The organism is Variovorax jilinensis (genome assembly GCF_030316885.1).
In the GTDB taxonomy this organism is placed as follows: domain Bacteria; phylum Pseudomonadota; class Gammaproteobacteria; order Burkholderiales; family Burkholderiaceae_C; genus Variovorax; species Variovorax jilinensis.
Genome location: NZ_JASZYQ010000008.1, coordinates 13,446 through 31,582 on the forward strand (window position 1 = coordinate 13,446; position 18,137 = coordinate 31,582).

The following is an 18,137-nucleotide window of genomic DNA, read 5'->3' on the forward strand; positions in this document are numbered from 1 at the left end:
GGCACCATGGCACTTGCGCTCCTATGCTCGGGACAAGGGTGGCAGCATGCGGGCATGTTCGCACTGACCGCGGATGCGCCGCAGGCAGCTGGCTTGTTCACGCAGGCAAAGTGGCTGTTCGATGGACGAGATCCGCGGGCCTTCGTCGGATCCGAGGGCTTAAAGGCATTGCATCGCAACCGGGAGGGTCAACTGCTTTGTGTCCTGCAGGCACTCGCTGCTGCGGCGGCGCTCCAGGAAGCGTGGCCTGACCGGGTGATCATCGCGGGCTACAGCGTCGGCGAGATGGCGGCCTGGGGTGTCGCGGGTTGTCTGGACGCGGGCGTCGTCCTCGATCTTGTGCGCCTGCGGGCCGAGACCATGGATGCCGCATCGGCGCCAGACGACGGGCTCCTTTCCGTGCGCGGCCTTCCTGCGTCATTGGTGAACGCGCTCTGCGAACGGCACGGTGTGGCGATCGCGATCGTCAACCCGGCGAATACCTTCGTGCTCGGCGGCAGCCGCAAGGCGTTGCGTGCCGCCGCCGATGATGCACGGAGGATGAACGCCGCACGGGTCGTCGACATCCCGGTGGAAGTGGCCTCCCACACGCCACGACTGGCCCGCGCGCGTACCGACTTTCGCCGGATCCTCCAGACGTACCCGCTCGCACGCCCGGTGCCCAACGGCAACCGCCTGTTGAGTGGTGTCGATGGCACGCCCGTCAGCGATGCAGAGACGGGGCTCGACAAGTTGGCCGATCAGCTGTGCCAGACGGTGCAATGGTCGGATTGCCTGCAAGGTTGCGTGGAAGGCGGGGCAACGAGGTTCCTGGAACTCGGCCCCGGCTCGGCGCTGAGCGCCATGGTGACGGCCGCATACCCCGGCTTGGCGGCCCGGTCGCTGGAGGAATTCAGGACGCTCGAGGGCGCCCGCGCCTGGCTCGGCTTTGCCTGACCGCCGGGGGCAGCCTTGTTCGTGACGGCCAAGCGATCCCTTTCGGAGGTGGCAAGGCGGCTGAATGCCCGACGGCTGGCGCAACAGGAGCAGCGGGACGACCCAACCGTCGTGGAGGGAAAAGCAAGGTCGCCTCCAGCGTCCTGTGGTACCCCGGAAAGCGTTCTAAACCGTTGCAAAGCGAGGGCGGCCGGGGCGCGTGGACGCGGGCCTGACATGCGAAGCCTCGAAGCAGATCGGGGTCGCAACGAACGCGCAAGGGGGCTTGTCGCAATGGCGTTGGGCTTCGTCGCAGGGTTCGTCGACAGCGTCGCCTTCGTCTCCCTCGGATTTTTCCGGCACATATCACCGGCAAATTCCCTTTGATCGGTGACCTCCTAGCGCGCGCGTCCGATGGATACGCGCTGAAGCTGCTCGCTTCCGGCGCCTTCGTCGTTGCCATCGCGGGTGCCCAGGTCGTTGCCCATCGTCGCAGGGCACGGGCGCGTGAGGTGCTGCGTCCGTTGCTGATCCTGGAGGCCGCCCTGATCGCGGGATTTGCCGCGGTGGTCTGGCTCGCAGAGCCGCAAGGGGACGTGGACCCGGCATGGGCCGTTTGTGCAGCCGTGCTGGGTGCAGCAGCCATGGGCCTGCAGAGTGCCAGCCTCAACCTCCCGCGCCCAGACCTGGATCCACGACAGCCATGAACGGCAACCTGACGAAGATGGTCTTGGACGTCACGGCGCTTTGGCTGGATGGGGTGGACCGCGTCCAGCGCGAGGGTGTCGCGCGCAGCGCCATGCTCATCGTCGCGTTCGGCCTGCGCGCGGTGGCGGGCCCCCTGGGTCTGGTCTGGGCCGGCGATCCTGTGCTTCATCTTCCGGTGGTCATGTTGACTGCGATCGTCGTCGACGGCCGACCCTTGGGAATCGTCGGCTGCGGCGCACCTCGCTTTACAGCGATTGACGCGGCTTGACTGGCGCCTTGAATCGAGGAGGCTGATCATCGGCGCCATGATCCAGGATGCCGCTCTCGACGAAGCAGACGCGACCGTGCTGCGGTCATGCCGGCCGGACGGCCGCGTTGCAAACTGGGGCCCGGGTTGCCATGCGCTGGAGGCGGCAGGGAGCACGGCCGCCGCGGTAGTGCGCAGGCCGGGGGAGCGGGAGGTCGGACACCCCATTCATCTTCACCCCGAAGGGCGAGGGCTGCGACTGAGCAACCAGGTCTGTCCGCGACGGAGGCGCGCATGAGGTTCTTCGCTGCACGCAATGTCATGTATGCGTTGAACTGCTACATCGCGGCGATGCTGGCACTGGCCGTGGCCTTCTACTTCGACCTGCCGAATCCCTACTGGGCGGCCTTGACCGTGTATGTCACCAGCCAACCCCTGAGTGCCGTAGTCGGAGCGGTGTGGGGCCGTGCGTTCTACCGGCTGCTCGGCACCGCTTCGGCTCTCGTGATCGCCATCCTGATCATCCCGAACCTGGTCGACACGCCGTTTCTGATGGTGTTCTCGATCGGAGGGTGGGTCGCCATTTGCACGTACCTGTCGCTGCTCGACCGGTCGCCTCGCAGCTACGCCTTCATGCTAGCGGGATACACCACGGCGCTTGTCGGACTGCCTGTCGTTGCCGATCCGTCGCGCATATTCGACATTGCGCTGGCGCGGACCGAGGAAGTGGCCATTGGCGTTCTGTGTGCCGCGATGGTGCAGACACTGCTGTTTCCGCGTCACGCCGGTGGCATGTTGCGCAACAGGTTGCGCGCCGCGCTTGAAGAGATGCGCAAGCTGATCGCCAACTCGCTGGGGTCTGGAGTCCCCCTTCCGGACGCGAGTGCACGCAGGCGGCGCATGGCAGTGGATCTGGGCGAAATCCATGCGCTCAGCGACAACCTTCGCTTTGAGAACGCGACGGCAGGCGACAGCGCGGCACACATGCGGGCGCTGGAAACCCACCTGGTGGAGATCCTCCCGTTGTTGGCTGCGGTGGAAGAGCTCGTGTCGGACCTGCGCGGCCAGGGCTTGCCGTCCGGTCGGGCTTTGAGGGTGGTGGAGGAGGTGCATGCGTGGGTCCTGTCAGATGGAGAGCCTGATCCCGCGCACGCCGCGCGACTGTTGGACGCTTGCCGGTCGGCGGCGCCGCCGCTGGGTACCGATGCGTCGTGGACCGAGATCATCACCGCGGATCTCCTTGCCCAACTGGAAGGCCTGGTGACCGCTTGGCAGCGCAGCCTGGCGTTGTCCGACTCTCTGGAATCCCCGAAGGCGCCAACGTTCGTGCTCATTCCGCAGGGCTGCGATCTTCCGCGCAAGCTGCACCTGGACCGCGGCATGGCGGCTTATACCGGCATCGCGGCCGGAGTTGCCGTGACAGCGACGGGCGTGTTTGCGATGACGATCGGGTGGTCGCAGGGGGCGATAGCTGTCGGGATTACTGCAGCGGCTTCCATGGTTCTGGCCGTCGCTGACGATCCCGCGCCAGCCCAGCGCATGCTGGCCGGGCTGACCCTGGTGGCGGTGCCCGTAGCCGCCGCCTATCAGTTAGCCGTATTTCCTCTCCTGGACGGATTCGCCATGCTGGCGTTCGCGCTGTTCCCCATCCTGATGCTGACGGGCTTGCTGCTGGCCACGCCAAGGCTCGCGATGCCAGGTCTGGGCTTCGGGCTTGCATCGCAGGCGCTGATCTCGCTTCAGCCTAGCGCACGCGGGGACCTGGTGACCGTGGTGAATGTCGGGGTGGCGGTCGTCATCGGCGCCTTGTTCGCCCTGTGCGTGACGCGCCTGATTCGCGTGGTTCCGCCGGAGCTTGCCGTTAGGCGAATCCTGCGTGCCGGCTGGCGGGACATCGCAGGGTTGGCGGTTGGCATTCGGCCTTTGCAGCGCAATGCATGGGTCAGTGTCATGCTGGACCGGGAAGGACTGGTGCAGCCCCGGCTCGCGCGTGCGATGCAGGAGGGCAGGGCGCTTGGTGCGGATGTGCTCGGCGACTTGCGCATCGGCATTCATGTCATCGCGCTGCGCGCGGCTGCGGGCGAGGTGATGGGGTCCGAGCGCAGTCCCCTCGAATGCCTGCTGGCGGAACTCGGGGCGTACTTCGACGCCCTGGGGCGAGGCCATGAATCGACCCTTCCCCCACGCTTGCTCAGACGCATCGACGAATCGATCCGATCGATGCTGGGGGTGCCCCGCAGCAGCTCGCACGATCAGGCCATCGTGGCCAGCGTGGGCCTTCGTCGGAATCTCTTTCCCTCGGCGCCCGCCTTTCGTCCGCAGGAGGCAAATGCATGATCGAAGACATCAACCTGTTCGGCGTATTCGTGAACGGTGCGCTCGTCACGGGAGCCTTGGCGCTCCTGCTCCAGATGCTGCTGAGGCGGGCGCTGATGTCCGCGGGCGTCTACCGCCACGTCTGGCATACCGGGCTCTTCGACATCGCGCTCTTCGTGGTGCTCTGGGGTGCCGTGGGCTTCGCGGTCTCATCCTCTTCCGCCGCGCTCGGCGTGCTGTTGTCGTAGATCATGCGTACGATCAAGATCGATCTCGCGTCGCTTGGCAGGGTGGCGTTGACTCTCGCCGTGGTAGCGCTGGCGGTCTACGTGGGACGCTGGCTCTGGGTGGAATACCGGGTCGAGCCCTGGACACGCGACGGACGGGTGCGCGCCAACGTGGTACAGATCGCGCCGGATGTGTCCGGGCTGGTCACCGAGGTACGGGTCCGGGACAATGCGTCCGTAGAAGTCGGCGATATTCTGTTCGTCCTGGACCAGCCGCGCTACATCCAGGCATTGGCACACGCCAGGGCCGCGCATGACAGTGTGCGCGTCCAGCTGGCACAGGCCCGCCGGGAGGATCGGCGCAACGCCGAGCTTGGCGACCTCGTCGCCGTCGAACTGAAGGAACAGGGGCGGGCGAAGGTCGAGCAGCTCGTCGCCCTCCTGGCGCAGGGGCAGGTGGCGATCGACACCGCACGCCTGAACCTTGCCCGCACGGAGGTCAGGGCTTCGGTCCGCGGCCTGGTCACCAACCTGAATCTCTATCCCGGCACCTACGCGGCAGCCGGGCACCCTGTACTGGCACTCGTCGACAGGGACTCCCTGCACGTTGTCGGATACTTCGAGGAAACCAAGATTCCTCGCATCAACGTCTGCGATCCGGTGGCGGTGCGACTCATGGGCGACAGCCGCATCTTTGCCGGTCGGGTAGACAGCGTGGCAGCGGGCATTGACGACCGAGACCGCGTCGCCAGCCTCAGCCTGCTGGCCAACGTGAATCCGACGTTCAACTGGGTTCGCCTTGCGCAACGCATCCCGGTGCGCGTGCGGCTGGACCCGATTTCTGAGGATGTCCGCCTGATCATGGGACAGACCGCGACCGTTGACGTCCGCCCGTCCGCAGGTCCTGCGCCGTCCAGGCCCTGTTCACTGACCGCGGGAGGCCACTGATGCGCGCACTTGCCAACCTCGGATGTGCAGCGGCAGCGGCGGCCCTCGCCGCCTGCTCGGGCCTAGCGGAGCGGCCTTCACCGCCTTCTGCGATTGAGCTGGGAGCGTCCGTCGGCGCGTTTCGCGGTGCGGACGAATCCGTCTTTTCAGCGGCGGCGGTGCCCGGTGACTGGTGGCGCCTGTACCAGGATCCGGTGCTCGATATGTTGGTTCAAGCGGCCATCGCGGCGAACACCGACCTCAAGGTCGCTGCCGCCAATCTTGCCAGGTCCCGCGCGGCGCTGTCGCTGTCGCAAGTTGCGGCCGAGCCGGTCACCGCACTGGATCTGGGACTGGGTTTCGAACGGCTATCCGCCGAGGAAGAACTCAAGGGCACCGAGCCGCTGCCCAGCGTATGGCTGTATGGCTTCAATGCGGCCGTGTCCTATCAGATCGACCTGTACGGCCAGGTTGCCCGGACCATCGAGGCGGCGGATGCGGACGTCACGGCCAGTCAGGCCGCCTACGACGCGGTCCGTGTCACGGTGATTGCGGAGACCACACGCGCCTATCTCGAGGCGTGCGCGATGGCGCGCGAGCAGGCTGTGGCCTCACGCCTTGTGGAGCTTCAGGCGCGACGTGTCGCACTCGCGCAGCGTCTGGTGGGCGGCGGGCGTGCCATCGACCTGGACACGACCCGCCTGTCTGCACACGAGGACCAGATCCGCGCCAGCCTGCCGCCGCTCGCCGCGCGCAAGCAGGTGGCGCTCTATCGGCTGGCAACGCTGGTAGGCCGCGCCCCCACTGGCCTGCCGCCTGAAGTGGAAGGCTGTCAGCAGGAGCCTCGGCTTGCCGAGGCGTTTCCGGTCGGCGACGGCAGTGCGCTTCTTCGACGGCGCCCCGACGTACGCCAGGCAGAGAATGTCCTTCGGGCGGCCCACTATCGCACCGGCGCTGCCGTCGCCGACCTGTATCCGAAGGTCGCGATAGGCGCCTCGATCGGGTCCGCAGGGTTGATGAAGGACGCATTCGAGGCGGGCACGAACAAGTTCTCGATCGGGCCGTTGATCACGTGGCAATTCCCCAATCGAAGGAGTGCGAAGGCTCGAATCTCCGCGCAGGAGGCCGACGAACGCGCAGCCGCAGCGAGGTTCGATGCCGTCATGCTGACTGCGCTGCGCGAGACCGAGAGTGCCTTGGTCGTCTATGCCAAGGACATCGATGCTCGAGTGGCGTTGAATGCTGCCGAACGAAAGGCGCAGCGCGCCGCTGCCGACGTGGAGCGTCTGTTTGTTGCGGGGCGTCAGGGCATCACGGCTGTCCTCGAAGCCGCGCGCACCAGCACCGAAACGGCGCAGGCGGTCGCGGCGGCGGACACGCGGCTTGCCGCTGACCAGGTGGCGCTCTTCCTGGCCCTGGGGGGAGGCTGGCAGGGTTCGCCTGGACGATGAGGTGGGCTGCGCGTGCAGCATGGGAATGTGGCCTGGCGCCGGTGCCGTGGCCGGCGGTCTGTACCACCAAGCCTACCGGTGACGACACCTGCTCCCGGACCGGCACCGGGCAGCATCAGGAAAGAGCGCTCACCTTCGCGTTGAACAAGTAGCCTGCGCCGCGCTCCGTCAGGATGAAGCGGGGCTCCGAAGGGTCGGCTTCGATCTTGCGGCGCAGCCGCATGACCTGAACGTCGACCGAACGCACATAGACTTCTGCCCCGTGCAGACGCGAGAGGTCCAGCAACTGGTCCCGCGTCAGCACGCGTTCCGGCGCCTCGCACATCGCGAGCAGGAGATTGAATTCCCCGTTGCTGAGCGCGACCCGCTGCCCTTCAGGAGCCCGAAGTCGCCGCGTCATCAGGTTGAGTTCCCAGCCGGCAAAGCGATAGGCGCGTCGCGTGGATTCCTTCAGATGCGCGCAGTTGCCGCTCAGCCGATAGCGTCGGAGCACCGAACGAATGCGAGCCAACAGCTCTCGACGGCTGAACGGCTCGGTGATGTAGTCGTCGGCCGCGATCTCCAGTCCCATGACACGATCGGCTTCATCGCACTTGCCTGTGAGGAAGATGACGGGAATGTCGCTCGAGCTGCGCAACTCGCTGGCGAGCTGCAGGCCATCGTGTCCATCGATGCGCAGGTCCAGCATGACGAGGTCGACGGCCGCTTCCTTAAGCACCATGAACATCTGCTCTACAGTGGTAGCGGTGCTCACGCGAAGCTCGTTGTCGCTCAGGTACTCGGTCAGCAGGCCCTGGACAGCGGGGTCTTCATTGGCGACCAGGATATGTGGCAGGCGGGAGTTCATGACGAGGGGAAGTTGAGTGGATCGAAGTAGATGCGGGTCTTGGCGATCACGCGGCCTCCGCGACATGCCCCTGAATATCGATCGCCCTGACTGCGCTCGCAACCGTTCCACCGGAAAGTCTTGAAAATCGTTGTAGCGGTTTCGGCTCCCGAGGCGGTTGCTTTCCTTCTTACCCCTGTGCGCGCCCATCGGATCGCTTGCTGAGCAACGAGCCGAGTCCGCGCGACCGTAGGGCCCTGTGCCTTGACGCCACAAGGCAATAACGCTCGGGCGTCTAGGCTGGCGCAACGCTACGGCTGAAATCCGGCCGTGCGTTTGTGAAACCGGCGCGAGACGATGCATGCGCAAGATCAGCCACACCACCTTCCTTGATAAGGAACCAGCATGCGAGCCACCTACAGGACATGTACTGTTGCCGCCCGACTCCATGCCCCAGCGGTCGTCCGGCTGCAGGGCGCTCAAGAACTGGCGCGGAGAATGGCGGTCCCGCCAAGTCGCGTCTCCCGCGGAATCCATTGGCTCCAGCCGAGCCAGTCTGCAGCGCCGAATAGTTGATGGATCCGCGTCATGTCTTCTCCTGCCTTCAACGACGTCGTCCGCCGGCTCTGCGTGGCCTGCGCCTGCGGCGTCATGCTGCTCGCGGGCTGCAGCGAATCGAAGTCGCCTCCCGCGGCGGCGCCGCGGCCTGAGGTCGAAGTGTTCACGGTGCGCAGCATGCCTGTCGCGCTTCACGACGAGCTGCCCGGCCGCACCACCGCCTACCGCGTGGCGCAGGTCCGCGCCAGGGTGGATGGAATCGTTTTGCAGCGGGCATTCCAAGAGGGCACCGACGTCAAGGCAAACCAGCTGCTCTACCGGATCGACCCTGCACCATTCCGCGCGGCCTTGCGCAGCGCGCAAGCATTGGTGCAGAACGCACGCGCGAATGCCGTGGCGGCCTCGGCATTGGCGGACCGCGACAGGCAGCTCATCGGGGTGAATGCCGTCAGCAGGCAGGACCTCGACAACTCAGTCGCCGCGCAGGGCCAGGCACTGGCGGCCGTCGCGGCGGGTGAGGCAGCCGTCGAGACGGCCAGGATCAATCTGGCCTACACCGAGGTGACATCGCCGATCGGCGGCCGGATCGGGATCTCGCAGGTCACCGAGGGCGCGTATGTGCAGGCGAGTGCGGCGACGCTGATGGCCACCGTGCAGCAACTCGACCCGATCTACGTCGACCTGAACCGCTCCAGCGTCGCCGGCCTACGCGCGCGTCGTGACATCGCCATGGGCAAGCTGACGCTCAGCGGAGCCGACGCCGCCAAGGTCCAGCTCACGCTCGAAGATGGATCCATCTATCCGGTGCCGGGCCGGCTTGAGTTCACCGATGTCAGCGTCGATGCCGGCACGGGCTCAGTGACGATCCGGGCAGTCTTCCCAAACCCGGACCACACGCTGCTGCCGGGCATGTTCGTTCGCGCGAGCATCGACCACGGTGTCGAGGTGAATGCCGCGCTGGTGCCGGAGATTGGTGTGACCCATGACGTGACCGGTCACGCCACCGTGATGGTCGTCGGGCCGCAGGACACGGTCGCGCAGCGCACGGTGCAGGCGACCCGCACCATCAGGAACCATTGGGTGGTCGACGGCGGCCTGGTCGATGGCGACAGGGTCATCGTGGCCGGCCTGCAGAAGGTGACGCCCGGCACTCAAGTACGCGTCGTGGAGGGCGTGGCGGCACCGGCGACCGTACCGGACGCAACGAGCCAATCCAGGTAGACGGTGGATTGAATGACCAGGTTCTTCATTCAACGACCGATCTTTGCGATCGTCGTCGCGATCCTGATCATGCTGGCGGGGACGCTTTCGATCCTCACGCTGCCGGTCGAGCAGTATCCGCAGATCACGCCACCGACCGTGCAGGTCGCAACGATGTATCCCGGGGCCTCCGCGACGACTGTGCAGGACACGGTCGTTCAGGTGATCGAGCAGCAGATGAGCGGGCTGGATCACCTGCTGTACTTGTCGTCGGTCAGCGATGACACGGGTCAGTCCACGACGACGCTCACCTTTGCGCCAGGAACAAACCCCGATGTGGCGCAGGTTCAGGTGCAGAACAAGCTGCAACTCGCGACGCCGTTGCTGCCCGCGCAGGTCCAGCAGGCCGGCATTCGCGTCACCAAGTCCAGCAGCGCCAACTTGCTCGTGATTGGCTTTGTGTCGACCGACGGCGGCATGAACAAGTTCGACATCGCAAACTACGTGGTCTCGCATGTCCAGGATCCCGTCAGCCGCATCAATGGCGTCGGGAACTTCGACGTCTACGGGACCCAATACGCCATGCGGGTGTGGCTCGACACCGCAAAGCTCTACAGCTATGCGCTCACACCCGTGGATGTGACGGCGGCGATCACCAGTCAGAACGTGCAGGTGTCCGGCGGCCAACTCGGGGGCGCACCGTCCGTGCCGAGCCAGGAGCTGACGGCCACCATCACGGCCGCCACGCTGCTGCGCACGCCTTCGGACTTTGGCGCGATCCTGCTCAAGGTCCTCCCCGACGGCTCTCGGGTGCTCCTGCGGGATGTAGGACGCATCGAGCTCGGGGCCGAGAACTTCAGTGTGGATACCAAATACGACGGTAAGCCGGCCTCGGGCATTGCCATCCAGCTGGCCACCGGCGCGAACGCACTCGCCATCGCCTCGGCCGTGCGTGCTCGGGTCACGGAGTTGTCGGCGTACTTTCCGCCGGGCCTGAAGGTGGTCTACCCGAATGACGCAACACCCTTCATCAAGGCGTCGATCCGGGAAGTCGTGAAGACCCTGCTCGAGGGCATCGCGCTGGTCTTCTTGGTCATGTTCGTCTTCCTGCAGAACCTTCGCGCAACCTTGATACCGACCTTGGCGGTGCCAGTCGTTTTGCTGGGAACCTTCGGTGCAATGTCGGCGCTCGGATTCACCATCAACACCCTGTCGATGTTCGGTCTCGTTCTGGCGATCGGCTTGCTGGTCGACGATGCCATTGTGGTGGTCGAGAACGTCCAGCGCGTCATGCACGAGGAGGGCCTGCCCGCGGGGGATGCCACGCGCAAGGCCATGGCGCAGATGTCGGGCGCGCTGATTGGCGTGGCCATGGTGCTGAGTGCGGTCTTCGTGCCGGTGGCTTTCTCGGGTGGGACGGTAGGCGCCATCTACCGGCAGTTCTCGCTGACTATCGTCTCCGCCATGCTGCTGTCCGTGTTCGTGGCCCTGACGCTGACGCCCGCGCTCTGCGCCCTGATTCTCAAGCCGGCCGCCGGCTCAGATACAGGGGAGAGAGGCCTCTTCGGATCTTTCAATCGCGCCTTCGAACGCACGCGCGCGCGCTACGTCCAAGGAGTTCGCCATGTGATCCTGCACGCCGGATGCTGGTTCGCCATTTACATCGGCGTCATCGCAGCCGTGGCGGGGCTGTTCATCCACTTGCCTGCTTCGTTCCTGCCGACGGAGGATCAGGGCTTCTTCTATGTGCAGGTGCAGACGCCGCCCGGCGCCACGATGGAGCGCACGGGCCTGATCCTCGATGCCGTCGGGGCCTACCTTTCAGAGCATGAAGCCGAGGCCGTGGAAAGCAGCTTCCAGGTCAATGGCTTCAACTTCGCAGGCCGCGGCCAGAGCCAGGGACTGGTGTACGTTCAGCTCAGAGACTGGCGTTTGAGGGCCAAGGCCGAGCTCAGCGCCGGCGCGCTGAGCGCACGCCTGGCCAAGCATTTCGCATCGAACAAGGACGCCATCATCATCCCCATCACGCCTCCTGCGATTCAGGGACTCGGTACAGCGTCGGGATTCGATTTCGAGCTCGAGGATCGTGCGGGACTCGGCCATGAGCAGCTGACAAGGGCCTTGGAAAGGCTGCTCGAACTCGCAAGGCACGACCCGGATCTCGCGCTGGTCCGGCGCAACGGACTGCCCGACAACCCCACGTTCAAGGTCGACGTGGATCGCGAGAAGGCGAGCGCCTTGGGCGTCGCCGTCGCCGATGCGGATCAAGCCTTCTCGATCGCCTGGGGCTCGAAGTACGTCAACAACTTTCTCGACACCGATGGCCGGATCAAGAAGGTGTACGTGCAAGCCGACGCACCGTACCGGATGAACCCACAGGATCTCGACGCACTCTACGTTCGCAATGTAGAAGGGCGAATGGCGCCGTTCTCGGCCTTCGCAACCGGGACGTGGACCTATGGCCCGCCGCAACTGCAGCGCTACAACGGGGTTCCCGCTATCGAGATCCAGGGTCAGGCCGCTCCGGGTCGAAGCACCGGGCAGGCCATTGCCGCCATGGAGCGCTTGATGAAGCAGATGCCGGCCGGCATCGGCTACGAGTGGACAGGCATCTCGCTTCAGGAGCAGCAGTCCGGCTCCCAGGCGCCGTTCTTCTACGCACTGTCGATCGCCGTGGTGTTCCTTTGCCTGGCGGCCTTGTACGAAAGCTGGTCGATTCCTGTCTCCGTGCTTCTGGTCATCCCGTTGGGCGTCCTGGGCGCCCTGTGCGCCACCACGATGACCGGCCTGTCCAATGACGTCTACTTCCAGGTGGGATTGCTCACAACGATCGGGTTGTCGGCAAAGAATGCCATCCTGATCGTCGAGTTTGCGCGGGAGTTGCAGGCCAAGGGCCGGAGCCCGTTGGAGGCCGCCGTCGAGGCCGCGCACATGCGACTGCGTCCGATCCTCATGACGTCGCTGGCGTTCGGGCTAGGCGTGCTGCCACTGGCTATTGCCAGGGGTGCTGGCTCAGCGAGCCAGAACGCGATCGGTGTCTGCGTGCTCGGCGGCATGGTGACGGCCACCTTTCTCGCCGTCTTCATGATCCCGATGTTCTACGTGCAGGTGGCCGGCAGAACGGCCAAGCCGGTACTGCGCGTCGATGCGGCGCCGCCCGCGCCGCGCGTTCCCGTGCTGCCCGAAGGAACATGAGATGCGAAATCTGCAGCATGTCGGCCTCATCAGTGCGGTGGCGCTCCTATTGGGGGGCTGTTCGTTGCAGCCGCTCTACCAGCGGCCACCGGCGCCCGTGGCGGCCCGCTATCCCGCCGTGATCGGAGAGCCAAGCCAGGTGGCAACGCCAGCTCGCCCCTCCGCGGCCGATACAGGATGGCGGGATTTCTTCACCGACGAACGCCTGCAGCAGCTGGTCCAAATGGCCCTGCGCAACAATCGAGACCTACGCATCGCCGTACTGAACGTGGCGACGGTACAAGCGGAATTCCACATCCAGCGATCCGAGCAGTTCCCGCAGGTCACCGTGGATGCGCAAGGCGCCCGATCGCGTACCCCCGTCAGCCTGGTGCAGAGTGGCAAGCCGGTCGTCGCCCAATCGGTCACCGCGTCCGTGTCCGTGGCATGGGAGGTTGATCTTTTCGGGCGGCTGCAAAGCCTCAGCGATGCGGCATTCGAGCAATACCTGGCGAGCGCCCATGCACGCCAGGCCGCCGAGATCCTTCTGGTCTCCCAGGTGGCGAAGCAGTATTTCGCCGTCCTGTCGCTGGACGAACAACTTGACGTCACGCGCAACACGTTCGAGGCATCGTCGGGCGCTCTCGAACTCGTGCAGCGCAGGTTCGAGGTCGGTACAGCGTCCGATCTCGACCTGAGTCAGGCGCAGACGATCGTGGAGCAGGCTCGCGGCAACGAGGCCGAGCAGGTGCGCCTGCTGGCCGCCGCACGGAATGCGCTCGTTCTGCTGCTTGGACAGCCATTGCCGTCGACGTTGCCGGACCCCGTACCGCTCGCCGCGCAGGCGTTGCGCGACGACCTGCCGGCTGGACTGCCTTCGGATCTGCTGGCTCAGCGCCCCGACATCCTCGAGGCTGAAGCGCAACTCCGGTCGTACAACGCCGACATCGGAGCGGCTCGCGCTGCCTTCTTTCCACGCATCGCCCTGACCGGCTCATTTGGGTCGGCGAGCTCGGCGCTGGGTGGGCTCTTCGGCGCGGGATCGGGGGCGTGGTCGTTCGTCCCCGCCATGGTGGCGCCCATCTTCGACGCCGGGGCGAACCGCGCCAACCTGGATGCAGCCAAATCTCGAGAGGCGGTCGCGGTGGCCCGCTACGAGAAGGTCATACAGATCGCGTTCCGGGAGGTGGCCGACGGGCTCGCGGCCCGGACCGCATTCAATGAACAACTGATCGCAGCGCAGCGCCTTGCGGACGCCCAGGCCCGGCGCGTTCATATCGCGCAAGTCCGATATGAGAGTGGACTGGACGGCTACCTCAATGTGCTATCGGCCCAGACGGACTTCTACAACGCCAGCCTGACTCTGGTCATGGTGCGGGAGCGCCGCCTGGAAAGCCTCGCGGACCTGTACCGGTCGCTCGGCGGCGGCTGGGTGCGTGACACCGGCGAGACGCGCCGTGTGGTCGGCAAGTAGCCAGCCAGTCAGGCAGGCGACACGCAAGCAGGGAAACCGTGTACGCCATCCGGCCGCATGGGCGGACGCTCATCAGCACCGACTCGCCAGTTCCAGGGTGCTGTGGTCGAGCGGCTGAATTCCTTGGTCAAGCAGTGGCCGCACGACATGGTCACGGAAATCGGAAACCGCGACGGGCTTGCTGCTTGCTTCAAGCGAGACTTCCAGGACGTCCATCCCGGGTTGGATGCGCCAATGCTCCACCTTGACGTGCCCCGAGGTCCACCGCTGGACCGTGCGCATGCATCCGGCGCTCGTGGTTGCACGTGGCGCGGTGGACGGCTGAGCGGCGCTGCTGTTGCTGTCGCAGCCTCGGAAGTAACCCACGACAGGCGCACCTTCGGAAACCCAGCCGAGGTCAAGTTTCACATCGATGCGCCGCGCAGGAGTCAGCGGGCAGCGCCATTGCTGGAACGCAGCGCGCTTCTGATGGCCTTCGGTGGCGCGGATCTCGTAGGTCGAACGCCACCCCGATGAAGTCGACCGCTCGACCTTAAACATCTGAAGCCCTGGATCGGGACCCCCGGGCAAATCGACCGAAAGAAGTGAGACTTCGAAAGTGGCCGAGGTGCCCCGTGCAAGTTCAAGCAGCTGTACCACCTCGGTCACCGTCTGGGGGCCGCCCCCCTCTGGATGCCATCGGACGGCCAACTTCGCAGGCAGGTGCATCGCGCGGGCCTCGGCCCTGTCCGGCGCCGAGAGCCAGAGTCCCCCAACCAGCAGGCCGAGCAGGGGCACGCTTCGTATGAAGGCCGGCATGACCTTGCGGGAGGTGAGCCGTTGGAATTGAACGTGGTCGTCCGGACGCCTTGTCAGTTCGCGCGAGCCAGTGGATGCTCGACAGGTGCCGAAACTTTCGGCGGCATTCAGGTTCGTGAGATGCACGCGGTGCATGACCATTCTCCTCGTACAGGTCGACATCGGCGAGTCGCGTAACGGGCATCGCTCGGCCCGCCGTTGCGCAGTCGGCCATGGGCCTTAGTCTGCGCAGGTGTGGTTTCGTCCGGGTTACGGACATGAGGGTCCAGGGTCACCGATGACATGGGGCTGCATGTGCCGGCACTGGCCTGGAGCACCGAGTCGCGCTGCTGATGGCACCTTCGGCGATCGATGCCCGATTTGCCGCTGTCCTGGTTCGGGGCATTCAGCGCTTGGTCCGACTTCAATGCGCCGCCCCGGCCTGTGCTAGGTGAAGGGCGGCACTGAGCAAGAAGGGGGGGCTCGCGGGTGGTACGCAGCAAATGCTTCCACGGCTCAGGCTTTGCTCCCCCTTTATGCCGAGGTGCATCACAGCGAACTCAGGAATGCGATTACGTCTGCTCTTTCGTCCCTCGACATCGCTTCGAAACGGGCACGGCTCGCGGAGGCCTCGCCGGCATGCCACACGATGGCTTCCATCAGCGTGCGTGCGCGACCATCGTGGAGGTAGCGTGCGCCGTCGCTGCCTTGCACATATGGGAGCGAACCCAGGCCCCACAGTGGAGCCGTTCGCCACATGCTGGCGGTGGCCTTGCCTTCGGCCAAGGTGTCGGCAAGGCCCGGCCCCATGTCGTGCAGCAGCAGGTTGCTGTAGGGCCGTATCGTCTGGTCCCGCAGCTCGGCAAAGGGATGGGTCGTCCCAGTCTTCAATTGCGCGGTGTGGCACGCCACGCAGTGCGCCTGGGCGAACAGCGCGCCGCCCCGAACGATCTGGCCAGGATCGATGTTGTGCTCGGGCGAGATGCGTGTATCGGCCGGAAACCCGCTTCGCAAGCTGCGTTGGGCTGGCACGGCCAAGAGCGCAAGGTAGTCGGAAAGGCGTTGCAGCTCGGTGTCGGAGATCGCCGGGCTGGTGCTCGCGGCGCGGCAGTCCGGGTCAAACTGCAGGCAGCCACGGGACCGATAGACCGGGCTGGTGACACCCATGTCCTTCAGCAGTGCGTCTCCAATCTGGTGACGTAGCGTGCCCTTCGCGGCCTTCCAGCCGAAGCGCCCGAGGTGGACCTTGCCGCTCTCCGGATCGGCGATCCAATTGGGCACGCCCTTTACGCCGTCGCCGTCACGGTCGGTGGGATCAGCCAGCGCCAGGATGGTTGCTTCGTCCAGCGCCTCAATCAGTCCCATGCCGACTATCTGGGCTGCTTGGCGCACCGAGAATTGTGCGGGCGCTGGGCCTTTGAACGCATAGGTTGGCTTCTGCAAAGTGACCCTTTCGCCGTCTGGCAGCGTGTAGAGCGTGGTCGCATAGGACTGCACGGTCACCGAGTGGTCTGGAGCGCCGGCGTCACGGCTGCGCTGCTGCACATTCAAGCCGTAGGTGGCATCGGGCAAGGGACGGACGCCTGTCGAGGCCTCGGCCGCGGTGAGCACGGCCATCGAGTCCAGCCGCGCGCCGATGCCTGGAATCACGCTGCGGCCGTTGGCTGTGTGGCACGCGATGCAGCGCTCCTGGTTGTAGCGGGGACCGAGCTGATTCACGTGCGCAGCGAACACCGGATTGTCATCTGGATGCTCGGAGTGCTTGCCGCTGAGGAAAGACGTGTGAAAGAGCCTTCGGCCTTGCACGAAGCGCTTGGCGTTGACGATGCCGATGTTGTTTGCCATCTGTTGGAAAACACGCATCGGCTCTTCGGAGTAGTTGTAGGACAGACTCGTCGCGCCACCCAGCAGGGTCGAATCGGGCAGGGGCGCGGAATTCAGGCGCGGCGGCACGCCGTACCATGGCACCAGGCCCTGGCCGACGACGTAGAGTTGCTCGAACGAGTAGTAGCGGCTGCCCGCGCCGTCGATGACCGCCCTGCCTCGGAGGCTGTCGGCGACCGGCTCGCCTGCGTGCATCCCGTCGCCGTAGCGCTCCAGACGCTGGGCCGGCGACAGCTCGATCACGTCGCCGAGCTTGAGGGCGCGATGCGGCTGGCCTTTTGGCACGTCCCAGTAGGAATCGAAGCTGATCACGCAGTCGCGGCTGCCCGCCATGCAGATCGACTTGCCGCCGAGCTTCGGATTGTTGAAGCCGGTGTTGAGGGACCAGCCGTAGTCGCGCACGCCTTCGTCGTTGCTGTTGCGAAACAGGCTGAAGGTGGTGCCGTCGAAGGTTCCATCATTGACTACCAGGACCATCTCGATGAGGGCCTTGCCTGCCGGAACGTGATCCCGGATCTCGATGCCGTAGGTGCGGTTCTGGAAGTACACCGACGGGAAGGTCAGATAGCGTCCGGGTCCTGCATCCGGGACGGTCCAGTCCTCGCCTCTTTCTCGCGCATGCCGTTCGGTGGGGCGCATCCCCATCCGTGTGACGAGCGTTCCGTCTGGCTCGCGATACTGGATTTTTTCAGTGACTGGCGATCCAGCTGCAAAGAGAGGATGGAAGCTCGTGACGCCGAGGCTCGCATCCACCGTGATGGGCTGCGTCGCGGGCAGAGGTGGCGAAGGCGGTACCGGATTGGGTACATCAATGTCGCCGCCGATGTTCTCCGGCTCCCCCGGCGCACGATCTTCCCGAGGTGCTGCGGCAGATGCATCGACCGCGGCTGGCAGCGGCGTGCCGATGGTCGGCGAGGCGGACCCGGAACCGGAGCCGCCGCAGGCGCTCAGGGTCACGGCGACAGCCAGTCCGCTCAGGAGGATTGCTGTGCGCCGGGGCATCGTTCCGGCTGGGAGTTTCTTTGGGTCCACGAATCGCTTTCCTTGTAGTTGTCGGCTGCGCTGCACTGATGGGTTCGGAGTGCTTGGCGGCCTGCGGTTCATGTGCCGCAGACTTCGTGCCAGACAGAGCGACTGCCCACCGAGGCGTAACAACGAATACTTAGGAGGGACCCTTCACATCATTCGTGTAGCGGCGTGCCTTGGTCGATGACAACTTTGTCAGGAGATGCGAGCCGCGCGCAGGCGAATCCTCCGACGCTGGCTTGCAGCTTGCCGATTGACGCGCGGCATTTCGGCCCCCAGGCTCGTGAGCGCGCGCACGCCGTGCGGCTCCAGATGAAGCCTCCATGACGGCCGCCCGTCATGGATGTGGCGAGCGCTGCACTCACTTCGGCAAGATGCAACTTCCAGGGTGAAGCCGGGGCGTCGCCATGCCCACGCATGTCAGGCG

13 protein-coding genes are annotated in these 18,137 nt (G+C 65.5%); 10 read left to right on the forward strand and 3 right to left on the reverse strand.

Translation table 11 applies throughout. From position 1 onward, the window contains the following. Nucleotides 1–6: 6 nt before the first annotated feature. The 7 genes from QTH87_RS22460 (at nucleotide 7) to QTH87_RS22490 (ending at nucleotide 6,791) form a co-directional block, all read left to right on the forward strand. Nucleotides 7–936: an acyltransferase domain-containing protein gene (locus QTH87_RS22460; protein WP_286612293.1), complete on the forward strand. Its 930-nt coding sequence runs from the start codon at nucleotides 7–9 to the stop codon at nucleotides 934–936. Nucleotides 937–1,265: 329 nt separating this feature from the next. Beyond that, on the forward strand, nucleotides 1,266–1,622 hold the full coding sequence (locus tag QTH87_RS22465; protein WP_286612427.1) for a DUF1275 family protein: 357 nt from the start codon (nucleotides 1,266–1,268) through the stop codon (nucleotides 1,620–1,622). After that, nucleotides 1,619–1,891, forward strand: a complete 273-nt coding sequence (locus QTH87_RS22470) for a hypothetical protein (protein WP_286612294.1) — start codon at nucleotides 1,619–1,621, stop codon at nucleotides 1,889–1,891. Before QTH87_RS22465 ends, QTH87_RS22470 begins: the two co-directional genes overlap by 4 nt. A gap of 273 nt (nucleotides 1,892–2,164) precedes the next feature. Next, nucleotides 2,165–4,207, forward strand: a complete 2,043-nt coding sequence (locus QTH87_RS22475; protein ID WP_286612295.1) for an FUSC family protein — start codon at nucleotides 2,165–2,167, stop codon at nucleotides 4,205–4,207. Continuing rightward, entirely contained in the window at nucleotides 4,204–4,434 is a 231-nt protein-coding gene (locus tag QTH87_RS22480) for a DUF1656 domain-containing protein (RefSeq protein ID WP_286612296.1), read from the forward strand. Before QTH87_RS22475 ends, QTH87_RS22480 begins: the two co-directional genes overlap by 4 nt. Before the next feature lie 3 nt (nucleotides 4,435–4,437). After that, nucleotides 4,438–5,361 (forward strand): HlyD family secretion protein, encoded by a 924-nt coding sequence (locus QTH87_RS22485; protein WP_286612297.1) that lies wholly within the window; start codon nucleotides 4,438–4,440, stop codon nucleotides 5,359–5,361. After that, entirely contained in the window at nucleotides 5,361–6,791 is a 1,431-nt protein-coding gene (locus QTH87_RS22490) for a TolC family protein (protein WP_286612298.1), read from the forward strand. The genes QTH87_RS22485 and QTH87_RS22490 overlap by 1 nt, the downstream gene beginning before the upstream one ends. A 115-nt stretch (nucleotides 6,792–6,906) precedes the next feature. On the opposite strand, the gene QTH87_RS22495 is transcribed toward QTH87_RS22490, so the two are convergent. Beyond that, nucleotides 6,907–7,638 (reverse strand): response regulator, encoded by a 732-nt coding sequence (locus QTH87_RS22495; RefSeq protein WP_286612299.1) that lies wholly within the window; start codon nucleotides 7,636–7,638, stop codon nucleotides 6,907–6,909. Nucleotides 7,639–8,268: 630 nt separating this feature from the next. Between QTH87_RS22495 and QTH87_RS22500 the strand changes: the two genes are divergently transcribed. From QTH87_RS22500 to QTH87_RS22510, 3 genes are read left to right on the forward strand one after another with little or no spacing between them, the layout of a single operon-like run. After that, entirely contained in the window at nucleotides 8,269–9,396 is a 1,128-nt protein-coding gene (locus QTH87_RS22500; RefSeq protein ID WP_286612428.1) for an efflux RND transporter periplasmic adaptor subunit, read from the forward strand. Between the two features lie 12 nt (nucleotides 9,397–9,408). After that, nucleotides 9,409–12,570, forward strand: coding sequence for an efflux RND transporter permease subunit (locus QTH87_RS22505; RefSeq protein WP_286612300.1), 3,162 nt, complete (start codon nucleotides 9,409–9,411; stop codon nucleotides 12,568–12,570). A 1-nt stretch (nucleotide 12,571) separates the two neighbouring features. Beyond that, nucleotides 12,572–14,023 carry an efflux transporter outer membrane subunit gene (locus QTH87_RS22510; RefSeq protein ID WP_286612301.1) on the forward strand — a complete coding sequence of 484 codons (1,452 nt, stop codon included), beginning with the start codon at nucleotides 12,572–12,574 and terminating at the stop codon, nucleotides 14,021–14,023. Between the two features lie 72 nt (nucleotides 14,024–14,095). On the opposite strand, the gene QTH87_RS22515 is transcribed toward QTH87_RS22510, so the two are convergent. Together QTH87_RS22515 and QTH87_RS22520 are read right to left on the reverse strand one after the other, a co-directional pair. Continuing rightward, nucleotides 14,096–14,956 carry a hypothetical protein gene (locus QTH87_RS22515; RefSeq protein WP_286612302.1) on the reverse strand — a complete coding sequence of 287 codons (861 nt, stop codon included), beginning with the start codon at nucleotides 14,954–14,956 and terminating at the stop codon, nucleotides 14,096–14,098. Nucleotides 14,957–15,349: 393 nt separating this feature from the next. Beyond that, nucleotides 15,350–17,716 carry a di-heme oxidoreductase family protein gene (locus tag QTH87_RS22520; protein ID WP_286612303.1) on the reverse strand — a complete coding sequence of 789 codons (2,367 nt, stop codon included), beginning with the start codon at nucleotides 17,714–17,716 and terminating at the stop codon, nucleotides 15,350–15,352. Nucleotides 17,717–18,137 lie beyond the last annotated feature (421 nt).

Bases quoted from the DNA above. Each gene is read 5' to 3' on its own strand.
- QTH87_RS22460 (WP_286612293.1), top strand. From the start codon at position 7: ATGGCACTTGCGCTCCTATGCTCGGGACAAGGGTGGCAGCATGCGGGC.
- QTH87_RS22470 (WP_286612294.1), top strand. From the start codon at position 1,619: ATGAACGGCAACCTGACGAAGATGGTCTTGGACGTCACGGCGCTTTGG.
- QTH87_RS22475 (WP_286612295.1), top strand. From the start codon at position 2,165: ATGAGGTTCTTCGCTGCACGCAATGTCATGTATGCGTTGAACTGCTAC.
- QTH87_RS22480 (WP_286612296.1), top strand. From the start codon at position 4,204: ATGATCGAAGACATCAACCTGTTCGGCGTATTCGTGAACGGTGCGCTC.
- QTH87_RS22485 (WP_286612297.1), top strand. From the start codon at position 4,438: ATGCGTACGATCAAGATCGATCTCGCGTCGCTTGGCAGGGTGGCGTTG.
- QTH87_RS22490 (WP_286612298.1), top strand. From the start codon at position 5,361: ATGCGCGCACTTGCCAACCTCGGATGTGCAGCGGCAGCGGCGGCCCTC.
- QTH87_RS22495 (WP_286612299.1), bottom strand. From the start codon at position 7,638: ATGAACTCCCGCCTGCCACATATCCTGGTCGCCAATGAAGACCCCGCT.
- QTH87_RS22500 (WP_286612428.1), top strand. From the start codon at position 8,269: ATGCTGCTCGCGGGCTGCAGCGAATCGAAGTCGCCTCCCGCGGCGGCG.
- QTH87_RS22505 (WP_286612300.1), top strand. From the start codon at position 9,409: ATGACCAGGTTCTTCATTCAACGACCGATCTTTGCGATCGTCGTCGCG.
- QTH87_RS22510 (WP_286612301.1), top strand. From the start codon at position 12,572: ATGCGAAATCTGCAGCATGTCGGCCTCATCAGTGCGGTGGCGCTCCTA.
- QTH87_RS22515 (WP_286612302.1), bottom strand. From the start codon at position 14,956: ATGCACCGCGTGCATCTCACGAACCTGAATGCCGCCGAAAGTTTCGGC.